Raw genomic sequence first — 22,380 nt, 5'->3', positions numbered from 1 at the left:
GCCAACGCACTCCCACTGGCTCTTGTTCCCCAGTAACCTGTCCCGGTCCCAGCATGGCTCCGCTTGCCGGTCACGTCTTCTTTCTCCATGCCCGCGGCCGTTCGGTCCGCACGCAGCGACAACTCACTATCCACAATGGACAATTGCTCAGTCGGCGAACTGCCCCGGCCGCCGTCCTTCGCCGGCCGGGCCGCGGTAGGCCTGCGCGATGTCGAGCCACGCGTCGGCCAGCGCACCCTCGGCCCGCAGGCCGAGGTCGTCGCGGTGCCGCCGCCGGGTGACCAGCAGGCAGAAGTCCTCGGCGCTGCCGGTGATCCGCTCCGGCGAGTCCTCCGGCCCGAACGCCCAGACCGCGCCCGACGGCCCGGTGATCTCGAACCGGAACTCGGTCTCCGGCGGCGTGAGCCCGTGCGCTTCGTAGCCGAAGTCGCGGACGCGCACGGCGAAGCCGACGAGGTGGGCCAGCCGGTCGGTGCGCTCCGGGCGCACGCCGAGCGCGTCGGCGATGTCCTGGCCGTGCCCGAACAGCTCCATCATCCCGGCGCAGGCGAGCACGTACGGCGGCAGCGGCCGCACCAGCCACGGCACGAGCTGGTCGCCCGGCACCGCGGCGAGCGCCTTGATCGACTGGTCGCGGTCGGCCCGCCACTTCGTCAGCAGCACCTCGGCCGGGTCGTGCTCGAACTCCTTCAAGGCCGCGTTGACGGCCACGTCGAGCCCGCCGGTCAGCGACTTCGTCAGCGCGACGAAGGTCTCCGGCTGGGCCGCGGCCAGCCCGGCGATGCGGAGGATGAACGTCAGGTGGGCGATCTGCTCCCGGACGCGCCAGCCCGGCGCGGGGGTCGGCGTCTCCCACTGCGTCTCGGTGAGGCCGGCCACGAGCTCGTCGACCACGGCGGCCTCGGCGGTCAAGTCGGCGATCACGCCCGTCGTGTCAGTCACCTGTGCCGTCCTCTCGAACCTCGGATGTGTCCTGGGGGGTGCCCGCGACGGCCGCGGGGGTGGGGGTACCACCACCGCGGCCGCCGGGAACGGCGGATCGTGCACCGGAGCGACGGCCTGACCCGGACTCGGGGTCGGTTGTCCCGGGGCTGCGAGGTCCCGGCGTCCGATCTGCCTTCCGATCGTCACGTGCCGCAACGATCGGGGTCTTCTCGTGCCTGGCCGGAGGGCCAGTGGTTCAGTTGCCGGCCACCAGGTCCAGTTTGGACACCGCGCGGCGGCCGGTGATGGATCCGTCCGGGGCCGGGGCGCCGTACTTGACGTCGACCCCGCGCTCCTGCAGCGCCCGGACGATGCCGGGCACGGCCCGCTCGGCCAGCGCGGCGATCGTCATGGCCGGGTTCACCGTCAGCGCCCCGGGCACCGACGCGCTGTCGGTGACGAAGATGCCCGCGTGGTCGCGCAGCTCGTGGCTGGGGTGCAGGGCCGAGGTCGCCGGGTCGTCCCCGATCCGGCAGGACGCCAGCGGGTGCACGGTGTACGCGCCGACGACGTCGTTGGTCCACGGCGCGACCTTCGCCAGGCCGTCCTTCTCGATGATGGCCTTGCAGTCCGCGTCCGCGAGCGCCCAGCCGCGCAGGGTGTTCTTCGTCGGCTCGTAGCGCAGCGGCCCGCGGCCGAGCATCTGCTGCGAGATGCGGTAGGCGTTGCCGGTGGGCGGCGGGGTGCCGAAGACACCCTCGTTGTCGTCCTCGGTCATCAGGAAGATCGTGAGCCAGTTGGACCACTTCTCGAGGATCTGCTTCTTCTCCGCGCCGAACCACCGCGGCTCTTCGCCGCCGGGGGCCTGGGCGAGGATGGTGCCGAGCCCGGGCGGGAAGTACAGCTGCTCCAGCGAGTACCGCTCGTACTCCGGCAGCGAACCGTCGAGCTTGTCCCAGTTCGCCACCGTCGGGCCCTTGCCGATGTGGTTGGCCGCGTAGACGGCACCGTCCTCACGGGACAGTCCGAGCACCTCGCGCACCCGGTCCTCGTCGATGATCGCGGTGTTCAGCCGCTCGCCGTTGCCGGAGAAGTACCGGCCGACGCCGTGCGGCATGGTGCCCAGCGCCGCTTCCGAACGCTGCAGGATCACCGGCGTCGCACCGGCCCCGGCGGCGATGATGACGATCTTCGCCTCGATCACGCCGGAACCGGTGTGGATCCGGTAGTCCTCTTCGTCGATCAGGTCGAAGTGGACGCGGTAGCCGCCGTCCTCGGTGCGCTCCAGCCGCTCGACCTCGTGCAGCGGCCGGATCTGCGCGCCGTGCGCCAGCGCGGCCGGCAGGTAGTTGGTGAGCATCGACCGCTTGGCGTCGAACCGGCAGCCCGCCATCTGGAAGTTGCAGTTGGTGCAGCGGTCGTTGTCCACCGCCACCGGGGCCGGGTTCGCCGTGCGGCCCGAGTGGTTGCAGGCCGCCGCCCACAGCCCGCCCGCGTACGAGACGTCCGTCCAGTCCTGTTTGGACACCGGGATCGACTCGTCCACCCGGTCGTACCACGGCTCGAGGGAGTCCCGGCTGATCTCGGCGGGCCACATCCGGCGGCCGATGCTGCCGTGGCGGTCGAAGACGAACTTCGGCGCCCGCGGCATCGCGGCGAAGTACACCACGCTGCCGCCGCCGACGCAGTTGCCACCGAGCACGCTCATGCCCTCGCCGGCGACGAAGTCGAACACCCGGGTGTAGGACGAGCCCAGCAGGTAGTCGTGCTCGAAGTCCTCCGCGGCCAGCCACGGCCCGCGTTCGAGCACGACCACCTTGGCGCCACCCGCGGCCAGGTGGTACGCCGGGATCGAACCGCCGAAGCCGCTGCCGACGATGACGACGTCGGTCTTCTCGATGGCGCTCATGCCGGGCTCCCCGAAGGTGTGGTGTCGGGATGGAGGTCGGCCAGCTTGCGGCCGTAGGAGAACTTCGGGAACCGCCACAGCCCGTCGGCGTCCGGGAGCCGGTAGCCCAGGGCGAGCAGCCCGGGGTGCCCGTTCTCGAGCGCTTCCTTGGTGTGCCGGTGCGGGGCGGTGTCGTAGGCCATGTTGCAGAACAGGGCCAGGCTCACCCACCCCTCCTTCTCCGGGTGACCCGGCTTGGTCAGCCGGGTCACCAGGGCCCGCCGGTGCCCGTACGGCAGTGCGACGAACGCCGGGAGGTCGCTGTCGAGCTCCAGCTCGACCTCGCCCGCGTACGACTTCGCGTGGTCGTTCAGCGACTGCACCAGGTAGGGCAGGCCGGCGGTGATGCCGGTGGCGTCGTAGTTGAGCAGTTCGAGCGCACCCGCCGCCACCGCGCCGGGCCCCGGTGCGGCCCCCGCCACGGCGCGGTCCTCCGGGTACCGCTTCTCCCCCGGCACGATCGTGTCGGCGTACGCCTCCAGGGTCAGCACCTGGACCTCTTCTTCGCTTGCCACCGGCCTACTCCTCACCAGACAGTTATCGGTAGTTCGGTCACGCCGCCAAGGGCTTTTCGCCGGCCGGCGCGGGCGGCGCCGCGGCGAGCTTCGCCGTCTGCGCGGCCTGCTCGGCCTCGAACTTGATCCGCGCCTTGTTCGAGAAGTGCAGGCCCCACAGGTACATCCCGCGGATCAGGCACACCGAAGCGGTGGCGAAGAACAGCCCGTAGGCGATGTGCGCGGCGGTGAAGAACCCGTACATCATCGCGATCCCGGCCCCGAAGGCGAACTGCGAAACCGGCTTCGACGGCGACGTGCCCGGGTCGGTCACCATGTAGTTCGTGTAGAGCACGAACGCGATCCCGGTGCCCATCGCCAGCGCGCCGGGGATGGCGGTGCCGAAGAGCGCGCCGCGCAGGAACGCCTGGACGACGAAGAACGACAGCCAGCCGAAGATCAGCCACATCCGGCCGGTCAGCAGCGAGTTCAGCACCGTGCCCGAGATCAGGATGACCGCCACGATCAGCCAGCCGACCCAGGTGTCGACCTTCTCCGAGAAGTGGTACGGCGGCGTCATGTTCACCCACGGGAACACCAGCAGCATGATCGTGATGCCGAAGTTCGACGGGTTCATGTAGTGCCGCAGCCTGCCGTACACCGGCGCCTGCAGCACCCACTTCGCGCCGACCGCGACGACCACGCCGAAGATCATCGCCCAGATGTGGTCGTTGACGTAGGTCAGCATGTTCAGCGCCAGGCCGCTGATGTGCGCGGGGTACAGGAACTCGACCAGGCCCCGGAACCCGTTGCCGCGGAAGCGGACCTCCCGCTTGGTGACCTTGGCGTTGATGATCTCCAGCAATATCTCCGTGGTGTACGCGGTGCCCACGGCGATGAAGGGGTACAGCCACGGCTGCTCGAAGCCGAGCACGGTGTAGCCGAGGATGTTGAAGATCGTGATCGAGATGGCGAAGCGGCGCAGGGCCGTGATGACCTTGTTGGTCCGCTTCGGCGGTGCAGTGTCCACTTTGGTCGTTATGGGCGTCGCCATGACGTCACATCTCTTCCTTGGCCTGGGTACCGAGCTGGTACATGTGGCAGCCCGGTGCGAGCTTCAGGTCCTGCGTGCGCAGCGTTCCGGTGCGGTCCCGCCACTGCAGGTGCACCGCCAGCGGGCCGGAGACGTTCTCGCCGAGCCCGATCTGGACGTCGAAGCTGCGGCGGCCGGAGTGCCCGCTGCTGCCGTCGACGCGGCCGACGTACTTCTTGCCGTCCGCGGCGGTCACCGTGACCTCGGCGCCGATCGCCGGCGAGCCGGCCGAGGGCAGCGGGCCCGGCGCCACGGGGGCATCGGTGCTCAGCTTGAGCTGCAGGAACTTGCCGGTCTTCGGGCTGTCGTTGTGGTAGAAGATCGGCTGTTCCCACTGCCGCGCGACGGCGAACTCGGGCAGGCCGTCCCCGTCCGCGTCGCCGACGCCGATGCCGCGGGTGGGCACCGGGACGGCCAGGCCGAGCTTCGGCGCGAGGTCGACGTAGGTGCCGTCCGAACGCTTCACGAAGAAGTGCAGCGTCTGGTCGCCGGCCAGGTCGTCGCCGGGCCGGGCGTTCGGCCACCAGAACGGGTTGGACGTCATGCCGTCGTTGGCCACCGCGAGCTCCTGCAGCTGCGGCCACCGGTTGACCTGGCCCTTGATGAACCCGGTCGCCTGGGCGATCTGGACGTCACCGCTGTTGTTGAAGTCCTCGATCTTGGGGTCCCAGCCCCAGCCCGACCACGCCGTGCGCGTGTCGCCGCTCTCGTCGTGGAACGGGGCCACGCCATTCTGCAGCTGCTTGCGCAGGTCCGTGAGGTCCTTGGCGGTGTTGACGAACTGGAGGTTCGACTCCTCGACACCCCACGAGGTGGTGATGTTGCTGACGAAGATGTCGTAGAGCCCGTCGTGGTTGAAGTCGCCGAAGTCGACGCCCATGCCCTTGAACGAGTCGTTGCCGAGCACCTTCGACTTCGGTTCGGTGATCCCGCGGACGCCGGTGACCTCGCCGAACTCCACGCTGCCCGGCCGCGACTTGTTGTAGAGCAGGTGGTCGTGCCCGAAGTCGTTGGCGATGTAGAGCTCGGGCAGGCCGTCGGCGTCGATGTCGGTGGCGCTGGCGCCCAGCGTCCACCCGCTGCGCGCGGCCTCGGGGATGCCGGTCGAGGCGTCCACGAACGACGCCGTCGGGTGGGTGCCCGCGGTGGCGCCGGTCCAGCGGAAGATGTACTTCCCGCCGCCGTTCTTCGCGTGCGACATCGACTGGTTCATCGTGATGCCGCCGTCGGCGGTCGGGTCGAGGACCTTGCTGTCCGGGAAGTAGTTCCCGATGAAGACGTCCACGTGCCCGTCGCCGTCGAAGTCGCCGATGGTGGCCGCGTTGCTGTTCCACAGCGGGCCGTTGTACTTGCCGTCCGGGCCGCGCTTGTTGCCCGGCACCAGCTCGACCGGCTCGTAGGCCGAGGGAGCGAGCTTGGTGGCGCCGGCCTTCTGCAGGAACACCACCGGGGTGCGGCCCCAGTAGTAGACCAGGACGTCCATCCGGCCGTCTTCGTTGAAGTCACCGGGGATGCAGCCCATCGGGGCCATGTACTGCCAGGTCGGCAGCGGCGCCGGGTCGAGGGCGAACGGGGCGTAGCGCTCCTGCCCCTTGCCCGGCGTCGGCGTGACGACGACCTGGTCGCTGCGCGGGTCGACCAGGCACAGGTCGTTGGCCAGGCCGTCGCCGTCGAGGTCGTTCATCGCGATGGCGGCACCGGTCGAGGACATCCAGGCCGAAATGTGCTCGTACTGCTTGTTGAGCGTCCGGACGTACTGCGACTTCGCCGCCGCCGGCAGCGCGATCGTCATCGGGGTGAAGTGGAACTTGCCTGCCAGCTGGTCCTGCTCGGCGGCCGAGACGCTCGGCAGGCGCGCGACGAAGAACAACGTCAGCACCAGCGCGATCGCCACGATGCCCGCGAGCTGCCGACGCAGCCAGCGTGTGGTCGCGGTCATTGGTTCACTCCTCCATGGGTCAGCACTTCGCCGGCGATCCGCTGCCGCCAGGCCTCGAATGCCGGGAGCTCGCCGTCGACGACCTCCGCCGGGCGCACTTCCTGGGTGATCGCCGCCGCGCGCTCGGCGGGCAGCCCGCAGATCGCCCGCGTGGCGACCTCGGTCTGGGGGAGCAGCACGCCGCCGCGCACCCGGGCGTCGGCCGCGAAGGCGCTGCCCTGGGCGAGCTGGCCGCGGTGCCGGCCGGCGCGCTCGGCGAGCTCGACCAGCTCGGCTTCGTCGACACCGCACGCGTACGTCGAGGCCAGCCCGACCCCGGCGTACAGGTCACCGTGGCGGGACGGGGCGAACCCGGCGATCGTCTTCGTCACCAGGTCGACGTCGGTGCCGCAGATGAACCACAGCGCGCGCCCGATGCCCTGGTCCATCGCCCGCAGCGAGTATTCGCTGTACTGCTTGGACGGCCACGGGAAACCCGGCTCCTGGTACTGCTGCCGCACGTACTTCTCGGTCTTGAAGTACGCCTGGTGGAAGCCGTAGCCGTCGAGCACCAGCCAGCGCAGCAGCGGGTCGAACCGGTCCGCCTTCGGCCACGCGAACCGCGGCAGCCGCGCCATCGCCCAGCCGACGCCGACCAGGATGATGTAGTGCTGGTTCGTGCCGCCGGGGCCGGCCACGAAGTCGTCGATGTGCCGGCGGCCGCCGAACGGCAGGCCGTCGAGCATCGCGTAGCCCATTCCCGCGCCCTCGTAAGCGAATCCGCGGAACTGTTCCGGAATGCGACCCAGCCATTCCTCGCACTGGGCGGGAGTCCGCGCTTCCACGGCGTGTGCGTAGCCGAGCAGGAACTTCTCCCCCACCGTTTCCAGCAATTCCTGAGCCTGCGGGCTCTTCTTGTGGAAACCACGCTTGTCCAGCGACGTCTCGGAGACGTCCGGTGTCAGGATGCGGCGCCTCAACGCGCGCCAACCGTCGCCCAACGCACTTCCCCCTTACGGGTCGCAAAAATCCTTGGCCGAATACATCCACGGTCACAGATTCCGCACCGGCAGCTCTACTCCACGTTTGCCGCCGGGCCGCGGACCTGGGGTTCAGCTCGCCAGGCGGCCGGCGTCGGGCCGGAATTCGGCCCGGATCCGCGCCCGCCAGACCTCGTACATCGGGAGGTCGCCGTCGTCGCCGCCGGCGGCCTCGGTCCGGTCGGAGATCTCCCGCAGGGCCTGCACGGACAGGCCGGTGAGCACCTCGGCCGCCAGGTGGGTGTGCGCGGGCACGTACTCGGCGTAGGTCCGCGCCTTGACCGCGAAGGTCACGCCCAGGGCGAGCTCGTCGTGGTACTCACCGGCCGCGCGGCGCAGGATCGCCAGCCCGCGCTGGTCGGACCCGCCGGCGAACGTCGAGGCGAGCCCGATGCCGCTCCACAGGTCCGCCCGGCGGTGTTCGGCGAACCGCCCGGCCGCGGCGGCGGCCGCGGCCGGGTTGCCGCCGTGGATGAACCACAGCGCCCGGCCGACCCCCTGGTCGAAGGCGCGCGAGAAGTACTCCGGCCGGCCCGCCCACGGGTAGGGCTCCGGCTCGGCCTGCTCGCCGACCCATTTTCCGGTGTCGAAGTAGGCCCGGTCGAACCCGTAGCCGTCGACGGCGAGCCAGCTCATCGTCGGGTGGTAGGCCACCCCGGTCAGCTCGGGCAGGATGTTCTTCCACAGCGGCCGCGGCAGCCGCGCCATCGCGAAGCCGATCCCGATGTAGGTCAGGAAGATGTAGGGGCGCGCCGGCCCCTCCAGCAGTTCACGGGTGCGGTCGCGGCCGCCGCCGGGCATCGCGTCGAGGATGGTGTAGCCCATCGTCGCGCCCTCGTAGGCGAACCCGCGCTGCTCCGGCTCGATCAGCGCGAGCCGGCGCTCGACCTCCCACAGCGAGGCCCCTTCGATGGCCCATTCGAACCCGCAGATGACTGCCTGCGGCACCGCCTCCAGCCGGGCCGTCGCGTCGGTGTGGGTGACCGGGAAGCCGCGTTCGGCGAAGCCGACGGACGCGAGCGAAGGCGCGAGAAAACGCTTGCGCAGAACTCCGATAACGGTGGACATCGTTTTCTTGGTCCCTTGGTCGGCGGGGGCTCAGGCGACGGCACGCAGGTGCGGCCGGGCGTCGGCGAGCATGCGCTGGGTGAACGGCGACTGCTTCGACGCGAGCGTGATGGCGATCGGCGCGTCGGTCGGGGCCGGGGCGCGCAGCGCGATCCGGGTGGCGGACCGGCCGTGCGGGGCCACGTGCACGGTCGAGTAGGCGATCGAGAACCGCGGCCCGGCGGCGCCCGGCTGGTGCTGCGCGACCGCGATCGCGGTCCACTGGCCCGCCGGCGCGCCGTTGATGGTCAGCTCGGCCGAGTGCACGTTGGCCATGCCGGTGAAGGCGACCGGGCCGCACTGGGGCACCGGGTCGGCGAACAGCCCGACGAGCGTGTCCGCGGGGGCCGAGCCGCTGGGCAGGTCCAGCTGGATCGCCAGCTCGCCCGTGCCCGACTGCAGCGACGCGCAGTTGCGGCCGGCCGCGCGCAGGGTCCGCAGCGGCGGCAGCCGCCGCAGCGTCGGGGAGATCGCCACGAGCAGCTCGGCGACCTGCGGTTCCCGGTACTGCGTCGGCGTCATCCCGACCGCCCGCGAGAACCGGCTGGTGAAGGTGCCGACGCTGCTGTAGCCGACGCTGCACACGATGTCGGAGACGTTGAGCGAGGTCGTCAGCAGCAGCCGCTTGGCCTCGAACAGGCGCACGGCGGTGAGGAACCGGCCGGGCGTCACCCCGGTGGCGTCGGCGAACATCCGCGAGAAGTGGAACCGGCTGACGAACACTTCGGACGCCAGGTCGGCGAGCGTGATCGGTTCGAAGTAGCGCTCCCGGATCGACGATATGGCCTGCAGCACCGCGGGCCGGACCGACTTGTCCACTCTTTCGAGCGCCGGCTCGCGTGCTGGAGCGTCGAACTCGCTGCCGTCTCCGACAGCCGTAATCGATCGCAGCATCATCTGTCCAACCTCGAATCCCCTGGTGGCGGTTCTCCTTCTCCTCGTGCCATGCAAGACGCCGTATCTCGGAGATCGATTGACGGGCGATGGAGGCCGCCCGTGATCGGGTTCACTCGTCAGCGTGACACCCGGTCGTGGGCGGGCGGTGTGCCCGGACCGGCGCGTGCGGAACGCCCGGGCGCGGTGTGCCGGACGCCTGCGGCCATGATCGGCAGCGGTCCCGCGGGACGCGCGTTTGGTCCGATCCGGGGAGGCTCCGGCCCGGTGGGCTGCGGGTTCCGCCAGATGGCGGCGGGTGCGCCACGCACACCCCGAACCTGCGGAACGCATGCGCGGCCGGGATGAACGCACGCCGGGTCCGGTTAGCGGTTCACTGGCCGCCGGGTCGGCGCTCTGTCACATTCGGATAGAAGCCCGGAGTTCGGCCGTCCACCGACCCGCGCGGCACGACCTGGGGAGCGCGAGGACGCCTTGACGATGCTGGAGGCCAGCCAATGTACTCCGAACAGCAGCGAACCGACGAGCCGGCCGACGGCAGCGTCCACTTCAGCGTGCTGGGGCCGCTGGAAGTGCTGCGCGACGGCGTCGACTACGCCCCGAGCGCGCCGAAAGTGCTGGCGCTGCTCGCCGTGCTCGTGATGCGTCCGGGCAAGATGGTACACATCGACACCCTGATCCGGGAGCTGTGGTCGGACAACCCGCCCCGCACGGTGCGAACCACCTTGCACACCTACGTCTACCACCTCCGCCGCTGCATCATGCAGAACGACCTCGCGGAAGACGCCGAAAAGCTGCTGGCCACCAAGCAGTCCGGCTACACCTTCAACATCGATCCGTCCCAAGTGGACACCCACCGGTTCGTGCGGCTGCAGCAGCTGGGGTACGAGCGCCAGGCCGCCGGCGACCACGCCGGTGCCGCCGACGCCTGCCGCGCCGCGCTCGACCTGTGGTCCGGGCCGCCGCTGGCGAACATCCACTGTGGACCGGTGCTGTCGGCGTACCGGACCGAGCTGCTCGAACTGCGGCGCAGCGTGCTGCACCTGCGGATCGAAGCGGAGATCGTCAGCGGGCGGCACCGCGAGCTGATCGGCGAGCTGCGGTCGCTGACCACCGGCAGCCCGTTGGACGAAGCCCTGCACGGGCAGCTGATGCGGGCGCTGGGCCGCAGCGGACGGCGGTCCGACGCGATGGCCGTCTACCGCATGCTCCGCACCCGGCTGGCCGGCGAGCTCGGCGTGGAACCGTGCGACGACCTGCAGTCCCTGCACCGAGAGCTGATTTCCGAGGGCGACCACCGGTGAGCCGCCCCGACACGTCCCCGGCTCCCGCCGGGTGCGCCGCAACGCCCGAGAAGAAGTGAGGAACGTTCGATGCCCACTCCGCACACCCGTGCCTACGGCCAGTTCTGCGGCGTCGCCCGCGCGCTCGAGCTCATCGGCGAGCGCTGGTCGCTGCTGATCATCCGTGACCTCGTGCTCGGCGCCAAGCGGTACGACGAGCTGCAGGCCGGCCTGCCGAAGATCCCGCCGTCCATCCTGTCGGCCCGGCTCAACGACCTGGAGGCGACCGGCGTGATCCGCCGCCGCGTCCGCGCCGAGCTCGACGCGGGCCTGGTCTACGAGCTGACCCAGTACGGCAGCGAACTCGACCACATCGTGCTCGACCTGGGCCTGTGGGGCGCCCGCTCGCTGAACAAGCCGGCGGCCGACGACGTCGTCACCCTCGACGCGGCCATCCTGTCCCTGTACACGACCTTCCGCCCGGAGAGCGCCGAAGGCGTGCAGATCACCTTCGAGATCCGCTACGACGACCGCATGACGGTGCACGCCCTGGTCGAGGACGGCGCGGTCAAGGTCGGCGAGGGCCGGTTCCCCGGGGCCGACCTGGTCGTCCGGACCGGCCACAACGCGGCCCTGCTGGACCTGATGAGCGGCCAGCTCACCGCCGCGGCGGCGATCCGTTCGGGCAAGCTGTCGATCGAAGGCGAAGTGGCCGACCTGGAGCTGTTCGCGCAGCTGTTCCACGTCCCGGCGGCCCCGGAGCCGGCGAGCGGCATCGCGGTCCACTGAAACCAGGGCCGGGCCTGCTCCCTCCGGCAGGCCCGGCACTCGTGCGGTTCAGGCGGGCGGCAGCCCGGCCTCGACCCGCGCGGCCTGGGCTTCGAGGTACCGCCGCTCCGGGCCGCTCTCCGTGCGTTTCGCCGCCTTCAGGTAGTGCTCGAGGGCGTCCGCCGGGCGGCCCGCGCGTTCCAGCAGGTGCGCCCGGACCGCGTCCACCCGGCGGCCGACGCCCGCCTTGGCGTCGATGCCGTCCAGGACCGCCAGCCCGGCGTCGGCGCCCGCCACCTGGGCGAGCGCCACCGCCAGGTTCATCGTCACCACCGGGCCCGGCATGAGCTCGCCCAGCACGCCGTACAGCTCGACGATCTGCGGCCAGTCGGTCTCGTCCGTGCCGGGCGCCTCGGCGTGCAGCGCCGCGATCGCCGCCTGGACCTGGTACGGCCCCACCGGGCCGCGGCCCAGCGTCGCACGCACCAGCGAGACGCCTTCGGCGATCATCGCCGCGTCCCACTGCGCGCGGTCCTGCTCCGGGAGCGGCACCAGCTCGCCGTCCGGGCCGGTGCGGGCCGCCCGGCGGGCGTCGGTCAGGAGCATCAGCGCCAGCAGGCCCGCGACCTCGCCCTCGCCGGGGATCAGCGCGTGCACCGCCCGGGTCAGCCGGATCGCCTCGGTGGCCAGCTCGACGCGCAGCAGGTTCTCCCCCGACGTCGCCGTGTACCCCTCGTTGAAGATCAGGTACAGCACCTGCAGCACCACCTGCAGCCGCGCCGGGAAGTCGGCGGGCGAGGGCTCGCTGAAGGTCGATCCCGCCGCGGCGATGCTCTCCTTCGCGCGGGTGATGCGCCGCGTCATGGTGGCCTCGGGCACCAGGAAGGCGCTCGCGATCTGCGCCGTGGTCAGGCCGCCGACTGCGCGCAGCGTCAGCGCGACCTGCGAAGGCGGCGAAACCGCCGGGTGGCAGCACAGGAACAGCAGCGACAGCGTGTCGTCTTCGGCGGCGGGCCGCTCCTCGCCCGGCCCGGCCACGACGGTCACCGGCTCCCGCACGGCGACCGTCTCCTCGCGCCGCCGTCGCGCGCTCTCGCTGCGCCAGTGGTCGGTGAGCCGCCGGGTCGCGACCGTGATCAGCCAGCTGCGCGGGTGGTCCGGGACGCCCTCGGCCGGCCACTGCTCGCTCGCCGCCAGCAGGGCTTCCTGGACGGCGTCCTCGCACGCGTCGAACTGGCCGTACCGGCGGACCAGCACGCCCAGCACCTGCGGCACGAGCGGCCGCAGCGTCTCGGCGACGCCGGTCACGCCATGGGGACTTCGGATTCGGCGTCGGCGAAGAAGACCACCTCGCGGACCTCGATGCCGAGGCCTTCGATGGCCGCGTCCGGGATCATCCCCGCGAGCTCGACGGCGCGCTCCTTGCTCGCGCACTCGACGAGGTAGTAGCCGGCCAGGAACTCCTTGGACTCGAGGAACGGGCCGTCGGTGACGGCGGGCAGGCCCCCGCGCACGCGCACGACGCTGCTGTCGGCGACCGCGCCGAGCGCCTGGGTGCTGATCATCTCGCCGGATTCGCGGATGGTGCGGATGAACTCCTGGTGCCCGGTCATGATGCCGTTCATGTCCTCCTCGGACAGCTTCGCCATCACGTCGGGGTTCAGGTACATCGCCAGCAGGTACTTCACGTCCGGGCTCCCTTCAGCCACCCTCGCCGCGTCCGTGGCCGAACATAGCCGACCGCGCCGCAACCGCGGAGTGGAGCCGCCGCGAGGCGGGCTGCCAGGCTGGTTCCGGGCGGTCCCGGCTGCCCGGACCAGGAGGTTGGGCGCCGATGGCCGACGTGTTCACGGACCTGCAGACGGAGACCGAGGCGCTGGCCGACCTGGCCGAGCGGCACGGGTACTTTTCGGGGGCTCCGGGTGGCGGAGCCCCCGGCCCGGACCTCACCGGCCACTTCGCCCGGCTGACGTCGACCGCGCGGCTGGTCCGGCTCAGCGTCGAGCACCCGGCGGCGTTCGGGGTGACCCCGCAGATCTCCTACGACTCCCTCGACGAGGCGATCGTGAGCTGGCTGATCGAGCAGCGCAAGGCGACGGCCCTGCTCGCCTCGGCCCCACCGGCCCCGGAGCTCCCGTGGAGCGACGGCCCCCTGCGCCCGTCGGTGCTGGCGGCGGCGGTCCTGACCGAGCTGTTCGCCTGCGGCCAGGACATCGCCGACGCGGTCGGCGCCCGCCTGCGCCGCACGGACGCGATCGGCCACGTGGCGTACTACGGCATCCGGACGCGCGACCGCGTGTACCACCGGCACCAGGAGACGCCACCGGACCAGTTCCGCTTCGAGCTGCGCGCGCCGTCGGGCGAGCTCTGGCAGTTCGGCCCGGAGGACGCCCGCGACCGCATCACGGGCCCGGCGGAGGACTTCTGCCTGCTGGTGACCGGCCGCCGGTTCGCCGAGGACCTGTCACTCGCGTTCACGGGCGGCCACACCGCCGAATGGCTGGAGCTGCTGGAGCGCTGACGCCTACTCGAACGGTGCCGGGTCCCCCGCACCCACGCGCAGGATTTCCGCCTCCCCCGAGGAGAAGTCCACCACCGTCGTCGGTTCCACCCCGCAGTCGCCGGAGTCGAGCACCGCTTCCAGCGCGTTGTCCAGCTCCTCCTTGATTTCCCAGCCCTGCGTCATCGGCTCGCCCTCGCCCGGGAGCAGCAGCGTGCTCGACAGCAGCGGTTCGCCGAGCTCCGCCAGCAGCGCCTGCGTCACGCGGTGGTCGGGGATGCGCACGCCGACCGTTTTCTTCTTCTCGTGCATCAGCCGCCGCGGCACCTCCTTGGTGGCCGGCAGGATGAACGTGTAGCTGCCCGGGGTCGCCGCCTTGATCGCGCGGAACACCGCGTTGTCGATGTGCACGAACTGGCCGAGCTGGGCGAAGTCCTGGCAGACCAGGGTGAAGTGGTGCCGGTGGTCCAGCTTGCGGATGGCGCGGATGCGGTCGAGCCCGTCGCGGTTGCCCGGACGGCACCCGAGCGCGAAGCACGAGTCGGTCGGGTAGGCGATCAGCCCGTCGTTCCGGAGGATCTCGACGACCTGGCCGAGCGCCCGCTTCTGGGGGTTCTCCGGGTGCAGGTCGAAATAGCGTGCCATGGGCCGAGCCTAGGGTCGCCCGGCCCGCCCGGCACGGCAGGGGCAGCGGACGGGCCGGCCCGGGCGCGTCTCCCAGGTTGCGGTACCCGGACCGAACGCTGGGCCCGCCCGCCGGGCGCGGCCCACAATCCGCAGTGGAACACAGCCAGGGAGGGCCAGTGATGACGGAGCTGACCGTGCCGGAACTCGACCGCCCCCGTGTCGTCGCCGGGACCGGATACCTGTTCGAAGGCCCATGTGGCCGGGTCTCGCTGACCGAGCTGTTCCGGGGGCGCCGGCGGCTCGCCGTGCACCACCCGATGGCCGACCACAGCGGACCCGCGGACGTCGTCCCGGCGCTCGAGGTCACCGCCGCGCTGCACGACCCCGGCCTGCGGCTGGTGCTCGTCTCCCGTGCGCCCTACGCGAAACTCGAACAGTACCGGCGGCACCTCGGCTGGGACGTGGCCGCCTACTCGGCCGCCGGCACCGCGTTCACCGACGACTTCCCGGCGACCCGGCACGTGCCCGGTGCCTCGGCCGACGACGAGTCCGGGCTCAGCTTCTTCCGCCTGGCGGACGGTTGCGTGCTGCACACCGGTTCGGTCGCGGTGCCGCGCCTGGACTTCCTGGGCCTGCTCGCGAACGCGGGCGGGCTCCCGCCCACACCGGACCGGCGCTGACCCGATCGGACGCGACCGGGCGGATTTCCGCTGTCCCGCCGCCCGGTCGCGGGTTTTCGCCCGATTTCGGGGGCGCTCCCTTGAGTTATGATCAGCCGTCAGCACGCACACACAGCGCCGAGACCCGGCCACCCGGGCGGCCCGGTCGCCGCGCAGATCCCGGAGGGTCCGCACTGATGTCTCCGGTCGCCGCACTCGAGCCCCCCACCGGGCGCTCAGCGACCGCCGAACCCCGCGGCACCACCGCGGCGGACCGGCGCCCCCGGCTGGCCACCTACCTGGCCTCGGCCATCATCGTCGTGGTCATCGCCGGGTTCAGCGTGATCGGCGTCGTCGGCCTGCTGCCGGCTTCGGTCGACGGACTCCACGCGCTGTACGCCGTCGCCGCGGTCGCCGGCCTGCTCGGGATCCAGCTGCTGTGGTTCAGCCGCCCGTCCGCCCGGCTCGACTCGGTCACCAGCCGGGTGCTGCTCGCGGTGGTGGTCGTGCTGGCCTACGTCCCGCTGCCGACGTTCGGCATCCTGTGGGCGGACATGCCGGACTTCGTCGGCGGCGCGGCCCTGCTGGTGCTGCCGCCGCGGTACGCGTGGCCGACGCTGGGCGTGGTGGCGCTGAGCGAGGTGTGGGTCTACCACATCTTCGGCGCGACGACGCTGGACACGATCTACATCGGCTTCTCGGCCTGCTTCTACAGCATCCTCTACTACCTGCTGGCCCGGCTGGCCCGGATGGTCCACGAACTGCACCAGGCGCGCACCGAACTCGCCCAGCGCGCGGTCGCCGAGCAGCGGCTCGCCTTCGCCCGCGACCTGCACGACCTGCTCGGGCTGAGCCTGTCCGCCATCGCCCTCAAGGGTGAACTCGCGCAGCGGCTGATGCGGAAGTCCGTGGAGGCGGCCAAGACCGAGCTGGGCGAGATCACCGCGACCGCCCAGCGCACCCTGTCCGACGTCCGCGCGGTTTCGCACGGCTACCGCGAACTGTCGCTGGAGAAGGAGTCGCGGACGGCGGAAACGCTGCTGTCGGCGTCCGAGATCGCCGTCCGGGTCCACCTCGACCAGGGCGACCTGCCGGTCCAGGCGCGCACGCTGCTGGCCAAGGTGCTGCGCGAAGGCGTCACGAACGTCTTGCGCTACAGCGACGTCGAGCACTGCGAGATCGACGTCCGGCACCACGACGGCAAGGTCACCCTGGAAATCACCAACGACGGCGTGACGGCGGACGACCCGGCGACCACGCTGGCGCCGCTGCCCGACGAGGTCGCCGCGCTCGGCGGCACGGCGACGGCGAAGACCGGTCCGGACGGCCGGTTCCGGCTGCGGGTCGAGCTGCCGGTCCCGGAACGGCTGGCCACCGGGGGCGCACACGAAGCCGAGCGGCAGGCGGAGACCGAGTCCAAGCGGATCCGGCGGCTGCTGCCGGTGGTCATGTCCCTGATGGCGTGCGGGGCCACGCTGCACGTGCTGGAGCTGACCACCCAGCCGTGGCAGGTGATCCTGGTCGTCGGCTCGATCGTGGCGTTGCTGGCGCTGCAGTTCTCCTACTTCAACCGGCCGGCCACCAACCTGCGCACGGCGCAGAGCTACGGCATGCTGTTCGTCCAGGCGTGCCTCATCTACCTGCCGCTGCTCCCGCTGGGCCCGAACTGGGTCAGCCTGCCCGGGCTGCTGATCGGCAGCTCGCTGCTGGTCCTGCCGCCGGTCGCGGGCTGGGTGTTCTTCGCGCTCAACATCGCCGCCTACGCGGAGATCCAGCGGATCTCGGGCGCGGACATCACCTCGACGGTGTTCTACACCGCCGCGACGGTGATGACCGGGCTGGCCGTGTTCGGGCTGCTGTGGCTGGTCCGTCTGGTCACCGAGCTCGACAACACGCGGCGGCGGCTGGCCGAGATGGCGCTGGCCGAGGAGCGGCTGCGCTTCGCCCGCGACCTGCACGACCTGCTCGGCATGAGCCTGTCGGCGATCGCGCTCAAGAGCGAGCTGACGGCCCGGATCCTGCCGCTGGACCGCCACCGCGCCGCCGACGAGCTCGCCGAGGTCCTCGGCCTGACGCGGCAGGCGCTGTCCGACGTGCGCTCGGTGGCCAGCGGCTACCGCGAACTGTCGCTGGCCAGCGAGTCACGCACCGCGAAGTCGGTGCTGACCTCCGCCGACGTCCGGGTGCGGATGGAGATGCTGGAGGACGAGCTGCCCACGCCGGTGCGCACGGTGCTGGCCGTGGTGCTGCGCGAAGGCGTCACGAACGTGCTGCGGCACAGCCGGGTCGAGAGCTGCGAGATCGCGATGTACCGCACCGACGGCGGAATCAGCCTCGACATCGTCAACGACGGCGTCGGGGGCTGGCGGGACGGGCAGGCCGGGAACCCCGGTGACGGCGGCAATCCGGCGGAGCCGGTCGTGCCCGCGCCGCGCGCGGTGCCCCGCGATTCGTCGCCGGGCAGCGGGATCGGCAACCTCTCGCACCGGGTCGCCGACCTCGGCGGCGAGCTGACCGCCGGGGTCGAGCCGGACGGCCGGTTCCGGCTGCGGGCCGTCGTCCCGGTCTGATCGTACTGGTCTATACCTGTTGCGGCTCAGAGCCAGCCGGACTCCTCGGCGATGCGGATGGCGTCGACCCGGTTGCGGGCGTTGAGCTTCGCGACCACCGTCGTCAGGTAGTTCCGGACCGTGCCGGCGGACAGGTAGAGCCGCGCGGCGACCTCCACCGTCCCGTAGCCCTGCGAGGTCATCCGGAGCACGTCCAGCTCGCGGCTGGTGAGCGGGCAGTCGACGGTGTCCCACGCGGCCAGCGCCAGGTCGCCGTCCACCATCCGGCGGCCGGCGAGGACCCCGCGGACGGCGTTGGCCAGCTTGTCGGGCGGGGCGTCCTTCAGCAGGAACCCGCCGACCTTGGCGTCCAGCGCCCGCCGCAGCGTCCCCGGCCTGCCGAGGCTGGTCAGGATGAGGGTCCGGCAGCCGGGCAGCTGTTCGTGCAGCTCACCGGCCGCGGTGAGGCCGTCCTTGCCCGGCAGGTCGATGTCGATGACCGCCACCTGCGCCTGGTTGGCGCGGGCCGCCGGCAGGATCTCCAGGCCGGACGCCACCTCCGCGACCACGTCGATGTCGGGTTCCAGCCGCAGCAGGGCGACCAGCGCGCCCCGTACGATGTGCATGTCCTCGGCAACCAGCACTCTGATCACGGGTGCCTCCGCACTCACGATTCCCCAGAAGTCAAGTCAACCATTCTGCTTGACGAATCGGTTGCACCGTTCGGGCATCTTCCGAGCTCACTGCCGCGAAATGCACGGGCACAGGCAAATACTAGGTTAAAAATGCCATGTCGCGATCGCGCGACTACGAACTGTAACGGGTTCTCGTCGTGATCGGCGTGCTGTTGGAAATTTTCCCGTCACGTCGTTTGTAGACGTTGCCGTGCTCCACATGCGACGAGCCGGCCACCGTCCGGCGCGCGGTGCGCGCCCGGCGTGACCGGCCCGGCAGACACGAGAACAGCGGAAACGATGCTCAGGCCGCCTCGAGGACGTCCAGCCGGCAGATGCTCCCCAGGATCGGCCGGACGTCGGCGGTGCCGTCGCCCCACTGCTCGAACCGGTCGATCGACAGGTCGGTGACGGTCTTCTCGACCTCGATACCCAGATCGGCGAAAAGGGCGCGGACGTTAGCGGAAACCTGTGCGGACATTGTGTGCTCCCAGTGGCGAAGATGAATGCTTCACGTGACATAAATCGTCGCCCAGTGATGCGCCCGCAGCCAGTGCCCGCGTCATCGGGCCGCCGTGGCTTACACATGGTCCGTGCGGTTTCGGGAAGGAGGCCGAACGGCCTAACCAGCCGTCGAACGGCGGTCGAATCACGCTGATTCCGTCACGGTGCGCGATCGGACGGGTGCTCGGCGCGGTCGGCGACCCGCGCCATGTGCATCCGTCATGGCGGGGATACCCCGCCTCGGCGGCCCCAAACCCGGCATGTGCAAAACGCATGTCGACCACCGGTGAAATCCATCCGCACCGGTGCACAGAGCACTTAAGAAGTAGACGTCCGCGGTCCTACAGTTTTGGTCGGAATCGTTTTTCCCGCACCCGGGCACCTTCGCCGGAAGGCCCGGACGCGGCACTGTCGACCGGAGGGGACGGCCCACCATGGATGAGATCGTCCGGCAAGCCGTGGCACGTGCCATCGTGACCATGCGAGACAACCTGGGCGAGCGGCTCACGATCGACGACCTCGCCCGCGCGGCCATGTTCAGCAAGTTCCACTTCACCCGGGTGTTCCTGCGGGTCACCGGGCTGTCGCCGGGCCGGTTCCTGTCGGCCCTGCGGCTGGCGGAGGCCAAGCGCCTGCTGGCCACGACCGTGATTTCGGTGGCCGACATCAGCCACCAGGTCGGGTACAACAGCGTCGGCACGTTCAGCGCGCGGTTCAGCGGCAGCGTCGGCGTTTCGCCGTCCGGCTACCGCCAGCTGCACGGCCTGGCGCCGCGGATCGCCGACCGGCAGGCCCAGCCGGGGTCCGGGGCGACCGTGCGCGGTCAGCTGCGCGTCGCGGCCGCCGCCGAGGTCGGGCCGGTGTTCGTCGGGCTCTTCGCCGCCCGGATCGCCGAAGGCGCGCCGGCCCGGTACGCCATCCTGCCCGGTCCGGGGCCGTATGCGCTGGCAGACGTCCCGCTGGGGTCCTGGTACGTCCTGACGCACGCCTACGGGACCACGCTGCTCGACAACCACGGGCTGCGGCCGTTCACCGGCCTGACCGGGCCGGTGACCATCCACCGCGGCGTGACGGCGAGCCTGGCCGACGTCCGGCTGCGCCCGCGGCACGGCTTCGACCCGCCCGTCCTGCTGGCCCTGCCGGACCTGCGCCACGCCGCGATCTCCCGCCCGCTGGCGAGCTGAGCGTGCAATTGCGGCACACCGAATCCGCCGTCCGTTAATCCGCGGGCGGCGGACTCACCTGTTCGGGGTGAGGCCCGGCCATTCGGCCCAGCAGCGCGCATCGGCGGCGGGATTGCCCTTACCGGCCCGGATCGGGTAGGCGGGGCGAAGAATTCGGTATTGCGGGGGTGCCGATCGCGAGAAACACCGGCCGAGCCGGGCAATGGCGTACAATTGCTGTTCGGAGTCGCCGGACTGGGGTGCGAGGTACCGACGTGATCAAGGTGTTGCTGGCCGAGGACATGCACATGGTCCGCGGCGCCCTGGTCGCCCTGCTGAACCTCGAATCCGACATCGAAGTCGTGGCCGAGGTGTCCTCGGGCGACCAGATCCTGCCCGCCGCCAAGGCCTCCCAACCGGACGTCGCGGTCATCGACATCGACCTGCCGGGCAAGGACGGGCTGTCGGCGGCGATCGAGATCCACGAAAGCCTGCCGGACTGCCACACGCTCATCCTGACCAGCCTGGGCCGCCCGGGCACGGTGCGCCGCGCGCTGGACGCGAAGGTGAACGGCTTCCTGCTGAAGGACGCGCCGTCGGACAAGCTGGCGAACGCCGTGCGCTCGGTCGCCATCGGCCGCCGGGTCATCGACAGCGAGCTGGCCCTGGCCGCCTGGGAGACCGACGACTGCCCGCTGACCCCGCGCGAGGTCGAGATCCTCGGCCTGGCCGCCAAGGGGCGCACGGTCTCCGACATCGCGTCCGAGCTGTTCCTCTCGGCCGGCACCGTCCGCAACTACCTGGCGTCCGTGGTGACGAAGCTGAACGCCCGCAACCGGGTCCACGCCATCCGCATCGCCACCGAAGCCGAGTGGCTCTGACCCCGAGGCCGCAAACCTCCCGCTCCACCGGGGAAAACCCGCCGGAAAACGCTTACCGGGGTCGTGAGTGGTAAGGCGGGTTAGAACCCGCCTTACCACTCACGACAAGCCGCGGCAGACCGGCTTCCGGGATTGTGCTGACCTGGAGTCCTAGGGTGCGGCGCGGCGCAGCGGGATCGCCACCAGCAGCCGGTGGGTGCCGTCCGGCCCCGCTTCGGCGGTCAGCGTGCCGTTCAGGACGCCGATGCGGTCGCGGAGGTTGCGCAGCCCCGCCCCGGCGTCGGCGCCGCCGTCGGCCGCGCCGGCCGCGCCGTCGTTGACGATCTCCAGCCAGGCCGTCCCGTCCGCGGTGCTCACCGAAAACGCGCACCAGCTGGCCGTGCTGTGGCGCACCACGTTCGTGACGCCTTCGCGCAGCACCGTCCCGAGCGCGGTGGCCACCCGCAGGGGCAGGTCGTCGAGGCCGGACCGGGCCATCGTCACCCGGGTCCCGGCCGCGCTCAGCACGTCGGCCGCGGCCCGGCACTCCTCGTCGAGCGACAGCTCGCGGTAGCCCGCGGCGATCGTGCGGACGTCGGCCAGCGCGCGCCGCGACATCACGAGCAGATCGGCCAGTTCCTCCTTCGCCTGGGCGGGCCGGGTCGCCACCAGGCGATCGACAAGTTCACCCTTGAGGGTGATCGCCGACAGGCTGAGTCCCAGCAGGTCGTGGAGGTCGCGGGAGAACCGCTTGCGCTCTTCGGCGATGGCCCCGCGCTTCAGCTCGCGCCGCTCGACCTCCCGCTCGGCCACCAGCCGCGCGGACGTGCCGAGCCCGAACAGCGTGAGGGCGGCGACGCCGGCGACCGCCGCCGCGGTCACGCCCGCGTGCACCGAGGGGCCGGGCCACGCCGAGCCGAGCCCGGCCACGACGCAGGCCAGCAGCGCGCCGGGCACCGCCTTGGCCGGCGGGAACGCCAGCAGCAGCCCGCCGGCGAAGAACCCGCTCGCCGGGCTCCACTGGGCACCGAACTGCAGCAACGGCACGAAACCCAGCCCGGCCTGCACGAGCAGGACCCCGATCCGGCGGCCGGCCCGGCCGGGCCCGAACCAGATCAGGTGCCCGGCGGCGAGGGCCGCCACGCAGGCCAGCGCGGCCAGCCGGTCCGGCCAGGATGTGCGGCCGGTCAGCACGGGCAGGAACGCGAGCAGGGCGATCGCGGCGACGGCGGCCGGCTGCGCGCCGAACACGAGCGCCCGGACCCCGGGCCGTTCCTCCTGCCCCGGAGGAGAAGACCGCCCGCCGGCCCGTCGCCGGACTCCCGTACCGCGCATGCGCACCGGCCGAACCACGGCCCCCTCCCGCTTACCCCCC

Annotated in this window: 21 protein-coding genes; 7 read left to right on the top strand and 14 right to left on the bottom strand. The window is 71.4% G+C overall.

Annotation, left to right across the window (positions count from 1 at the left end; translation table 11 throughout):
- Positions 1-147 precede the first annotated feature (147 nt).
- From OO60_RS41270 to OO60_RS41235, 8 genes are all read right to left on the bottom strand, one after another.
- Positions 148-942 (bottom strand): TIGR03084 family metal-binding protein, encoded by a 795-nt coding sequence (locus tag OO60_RS41270; RefSeq protein WP_004561041.1) that lies wholly within the window; start codon positions 940-942, stop codon positions 148-150.
- Between the two features lie 238 nt (positions 943-1,180).
- Positions 1,181-2,833, bottom strand: coding sequence for a GMC family oxidoreductase N-terminal domain-containing protein (locus OO60_RS41265; protein ID WP_004561042.1), 1,653 nt, complete (start codon positions 2,831-2,833; stop codon positions 1,181-1,183).
- Positions 2,830-3,387, bottom strand: coding sequence for a DUF5987 family protein (locus tag OO60_RS41260; RefSeq protein ID WP_004561043.1), 558 nt, complete (start codon positions 3,385-3,387; stop codon positions 2,830-2,832). The genes OO60_RS41265 and OO60_RS41260 overlap by 4 nt, the downstream gene beginning before the upstream one ends.
- A 37-nt stretch (positions 3,388-3,424) precedes the next feature.
- Positions 3,425-4,420, bottom strand: coding sequence for an enediyne biosynthesis protein (locus tag OO60_RS41255; protein WP_033263412.1), 996 nt, complete (start codon positions 4,418-4,420; stop codon positions 3,425-3,427).
- A 4-nt stretch (positions 4,421-4,424) separates the two neighbouring features.
- Positions 4,425-6,398, bottom strand: a complete 1,974-nt coding sequence (locus OO60_RS41250) for a CRTAC1 family protein (protein WP_004561045.1) — start codon at positions 6,396-6,398, stop codon at positions 4,425-4,427.
- Entirely contained in the window at positions 6,395-7,357 is a 963-nt protein-coding gene (locus OO60_RS41245; RefSeq protein ID WP_280513811.1) for a DUF1702 family protein, read from the bottom strand. The genes OO60_RS41250 and OO60_RS41245 overlap by 4 nt, the downstream gene beginning before the upstream one ends.
- Positions 7,358-7,489: 132 nt before the next feature.
- Entirely contained in the window at positions 7,490-8,485 is a 996-nt protein-coding gene (locus tag OO60_RS41240) for a DUF1702 family protein (protein WP_003081283.1), read from the bottom strand.
- A 30-nt stretch (positions 8,486-8,515) separates the two neighbouring features.
- A complete protein-coding gene (locus OO60_RS41235; protein ID WP_081655833.1) occupies positions 8,516-9,421 on the bottom strand; it encodes a helix-turn-helix domain-containing protein in 906 nt (301 codons plus the stop codon).
- Positions 9,422-9,915: 494 nt separating this feature from the next.
- Between OO60_RS41235 and OO60_RS41230 the strand changes: the two genes are divergently transcribed.
- On the top strand, positions 9,916-10,722 hold the full coding sequence (locus OO60_RS41230; protein WP_003081281.1) for an AfsR/SARP family transcriptional regulator: 807 nt from the start codon (positions 9,916-9,918) through the stop codon (positions 10,720-10,722).
- Between the two features lie 69 nt (positions 10,723-10,791).
- Positions 10,792-11,490, top strand: coding sequence for a winged helix-turn-helix transcriptional regulator (locus OO60_RS41225; protein WP_003081277.1), 699 nt, complete (start codon positions 10,792-10,794; stop codon positions 11,488-11,490).
- A gap of 48 nt (positions 11,491-11,538) precedes the next feature.
- Here OO60_RS41225 and OO60_RS41220 read toward each other — a convergent pair whose 3' ends face one another.
- On the bottom strand, positions 11,539-12,777 hold the full coding sequence (locus OO60_RS41220) for an RNA polymerase sigma factor (RefSeq protein ID WP_033263411.1): 1,239 nt from the start codon (positions 12,775-12,777) through the stop codon (positions 11,539-11,541).
- Positions 12,774-13,157, bottom strand: coding sequence for a YciI family protein (locus tag OO60_RS41215; protein ID WP_003081270.1), 384 nt, complete (start codon positions 13,155-13,157; stop codon positions 12,774-12,776). Before OO60_RS41215 ends, OO60_RS41220 begins: the two co-directional genes overlap by 4 nt.
- A gap of 146 nt (positions 13,158-13,303) precedes the next feature.
- On the opposite strand from OO60_RS41215, the gene OO60_RS41210 reads away from it, so the two are divergent.
- Positions 13,304-13,990, top strand: a complete 687-nt coding sequence (locus OO60_RS41210; protein WP_003081267.1) for a maleylpyruvate isomerase family mycothiol-dependent enzyme — start codon at positions 13,304-13,306, stop codon at positions 13,988-13,990.
- A gap of 3 nt (positions 13,991-13,993) precedes the next feature.
- On the opposite strand, the gene OO60_RS41205 is transcribed toward OO60_RS41210, so the two are convergent.
- Positions 13,994-14,614 carry an L-threonylcarbamoyladenylate synthase gene (locus tag OO60_RS41205; protein WP_003081264.1) on the bottom strand — a complete coding sequence of 207 codons (621 nt, stop codon included), beginning with the start codon at positions 14,612-14,614 and terminating at the stop codon, positions 13,994-13,996.
- A 161-nt stretch (positions 14,615-14,775) separates the two neighbouring features.
- Between OO60_RS41205 and OO60_RS41200 the strand changes: the two genes are divergently transcribed.
- Together OO60_RS41200 and OO60_RS41195 are read left to right on the top strand one after the other, a co-directional pair.
- Positions 14,776-15,276, top strand: a complete 501-nt coding sequence (locus OO60_RS41200) for a DUF899 family protein (protein WP_003081261.1) — start codon at positions 14,776-14,778, stop codon at positions 15,274-15,276.
- 176 nt (positions 15,277-15,452) lie between these two features.
- Positions 15,453-17,825 carry a sensor histidine kinase gene (locus OO60_RS41195; RefSeq protein WP_033263410.1) on the top strand — a complete coding sequence of 791 codons (2,373 nt, stop codon included), beginning with the start codon at positions 15,453-15,455 and terminating at the stop codon, positions 17,823-17,825.
- Positions 17,826-17,851: 26 nt separating this feature from the next.
- Here OO60_RS41195 and OO60_RS41190 read toward each other — a convergent pair whose 3' ends face one another.
- The gene (locus OO60_RS41190) at positions 17,852-18,457 is read right to left on the bottom strand and encodes a response regulator transcription factor (protein WP_033263409.1); all 606 of its coding nucleotides are present in this window, start codon (positions 18,455-18,457) and stop codon (positions 17,852-17,854) included.
- A 325-nt stretch (positions 18,458-18,782) separates the two neighbouring features.
- Positions 18,783-18,959, bottom strand: a complete 177-nt coding sequence (locus OO60_RS47295) for a hypothetical protein (protein ID WP_003099090.1) — start codon at positions 18,957-18,959, stop codon at positions 18,783-18,785.
- A gap of 457 nt (positions 18,960-19,416) precedes the next feature.
- Between OO60_RS47295 and OO60_RS41185 the strand changes: the two genes are divergently transcribed.
- Both OO60_RS41185 and OO60_RS41180 read left to right on the top strand, forming a co-directional pair.
- A complete protein-coding gene (locus OO60_RS41185) occupies positions 19,417-20,166 on the top strand; it encodes a helix-turn-helix domain-containing protein (RefSeq protein WP_003099093.1) in 750 nt (249 codons plus the stop codon).
- Positions 20,167-20,420: 254 nt separating this feature from the next.
- Positions 20,421-21,026, top strand: a complete 606-nt coding sequence (locus OO60_RS41180) for a response regulator transcription factor (RefSeq protein ID WP_003099099.1) — start codon at positions 20,421-20,423, stop codon at positions 21,024-21,026.
- 150 nt (positions 21,027-21,176) lie between these two features.
- On the opposite strand, the gene OO60_RS41175 is transcribed toward OO60_RS41180, so the two are convergent.
- On the bottom strand, positions 21,177-22,256 hold the full coding sequence (locus tag OO60_RS41175; protein WP_244885655.1) for a sensor histidine kinase: 1,080 nt from the start codon (positions 22,254-22,256) through the stop codon (positions 21,177-21,179).
- Between the last annotated feature and the right edge of the window lie 124 nt (positions 22,257-22,380).

It is taken from the genome of Amycolatopsis vancoresmycina (genome assembly GCF_000716785.1).
Taxonomy (GTDB): Bacteria; Actinomycetota; Actinomycetes; order Mycobacteriales; family Pseudonocardiaceae; genus Amycolatopsis; species Amycolatopsis vancoresmycina.
This window is presented reverse-complemented; position numbering and strand designations above follow the sequence as displayed.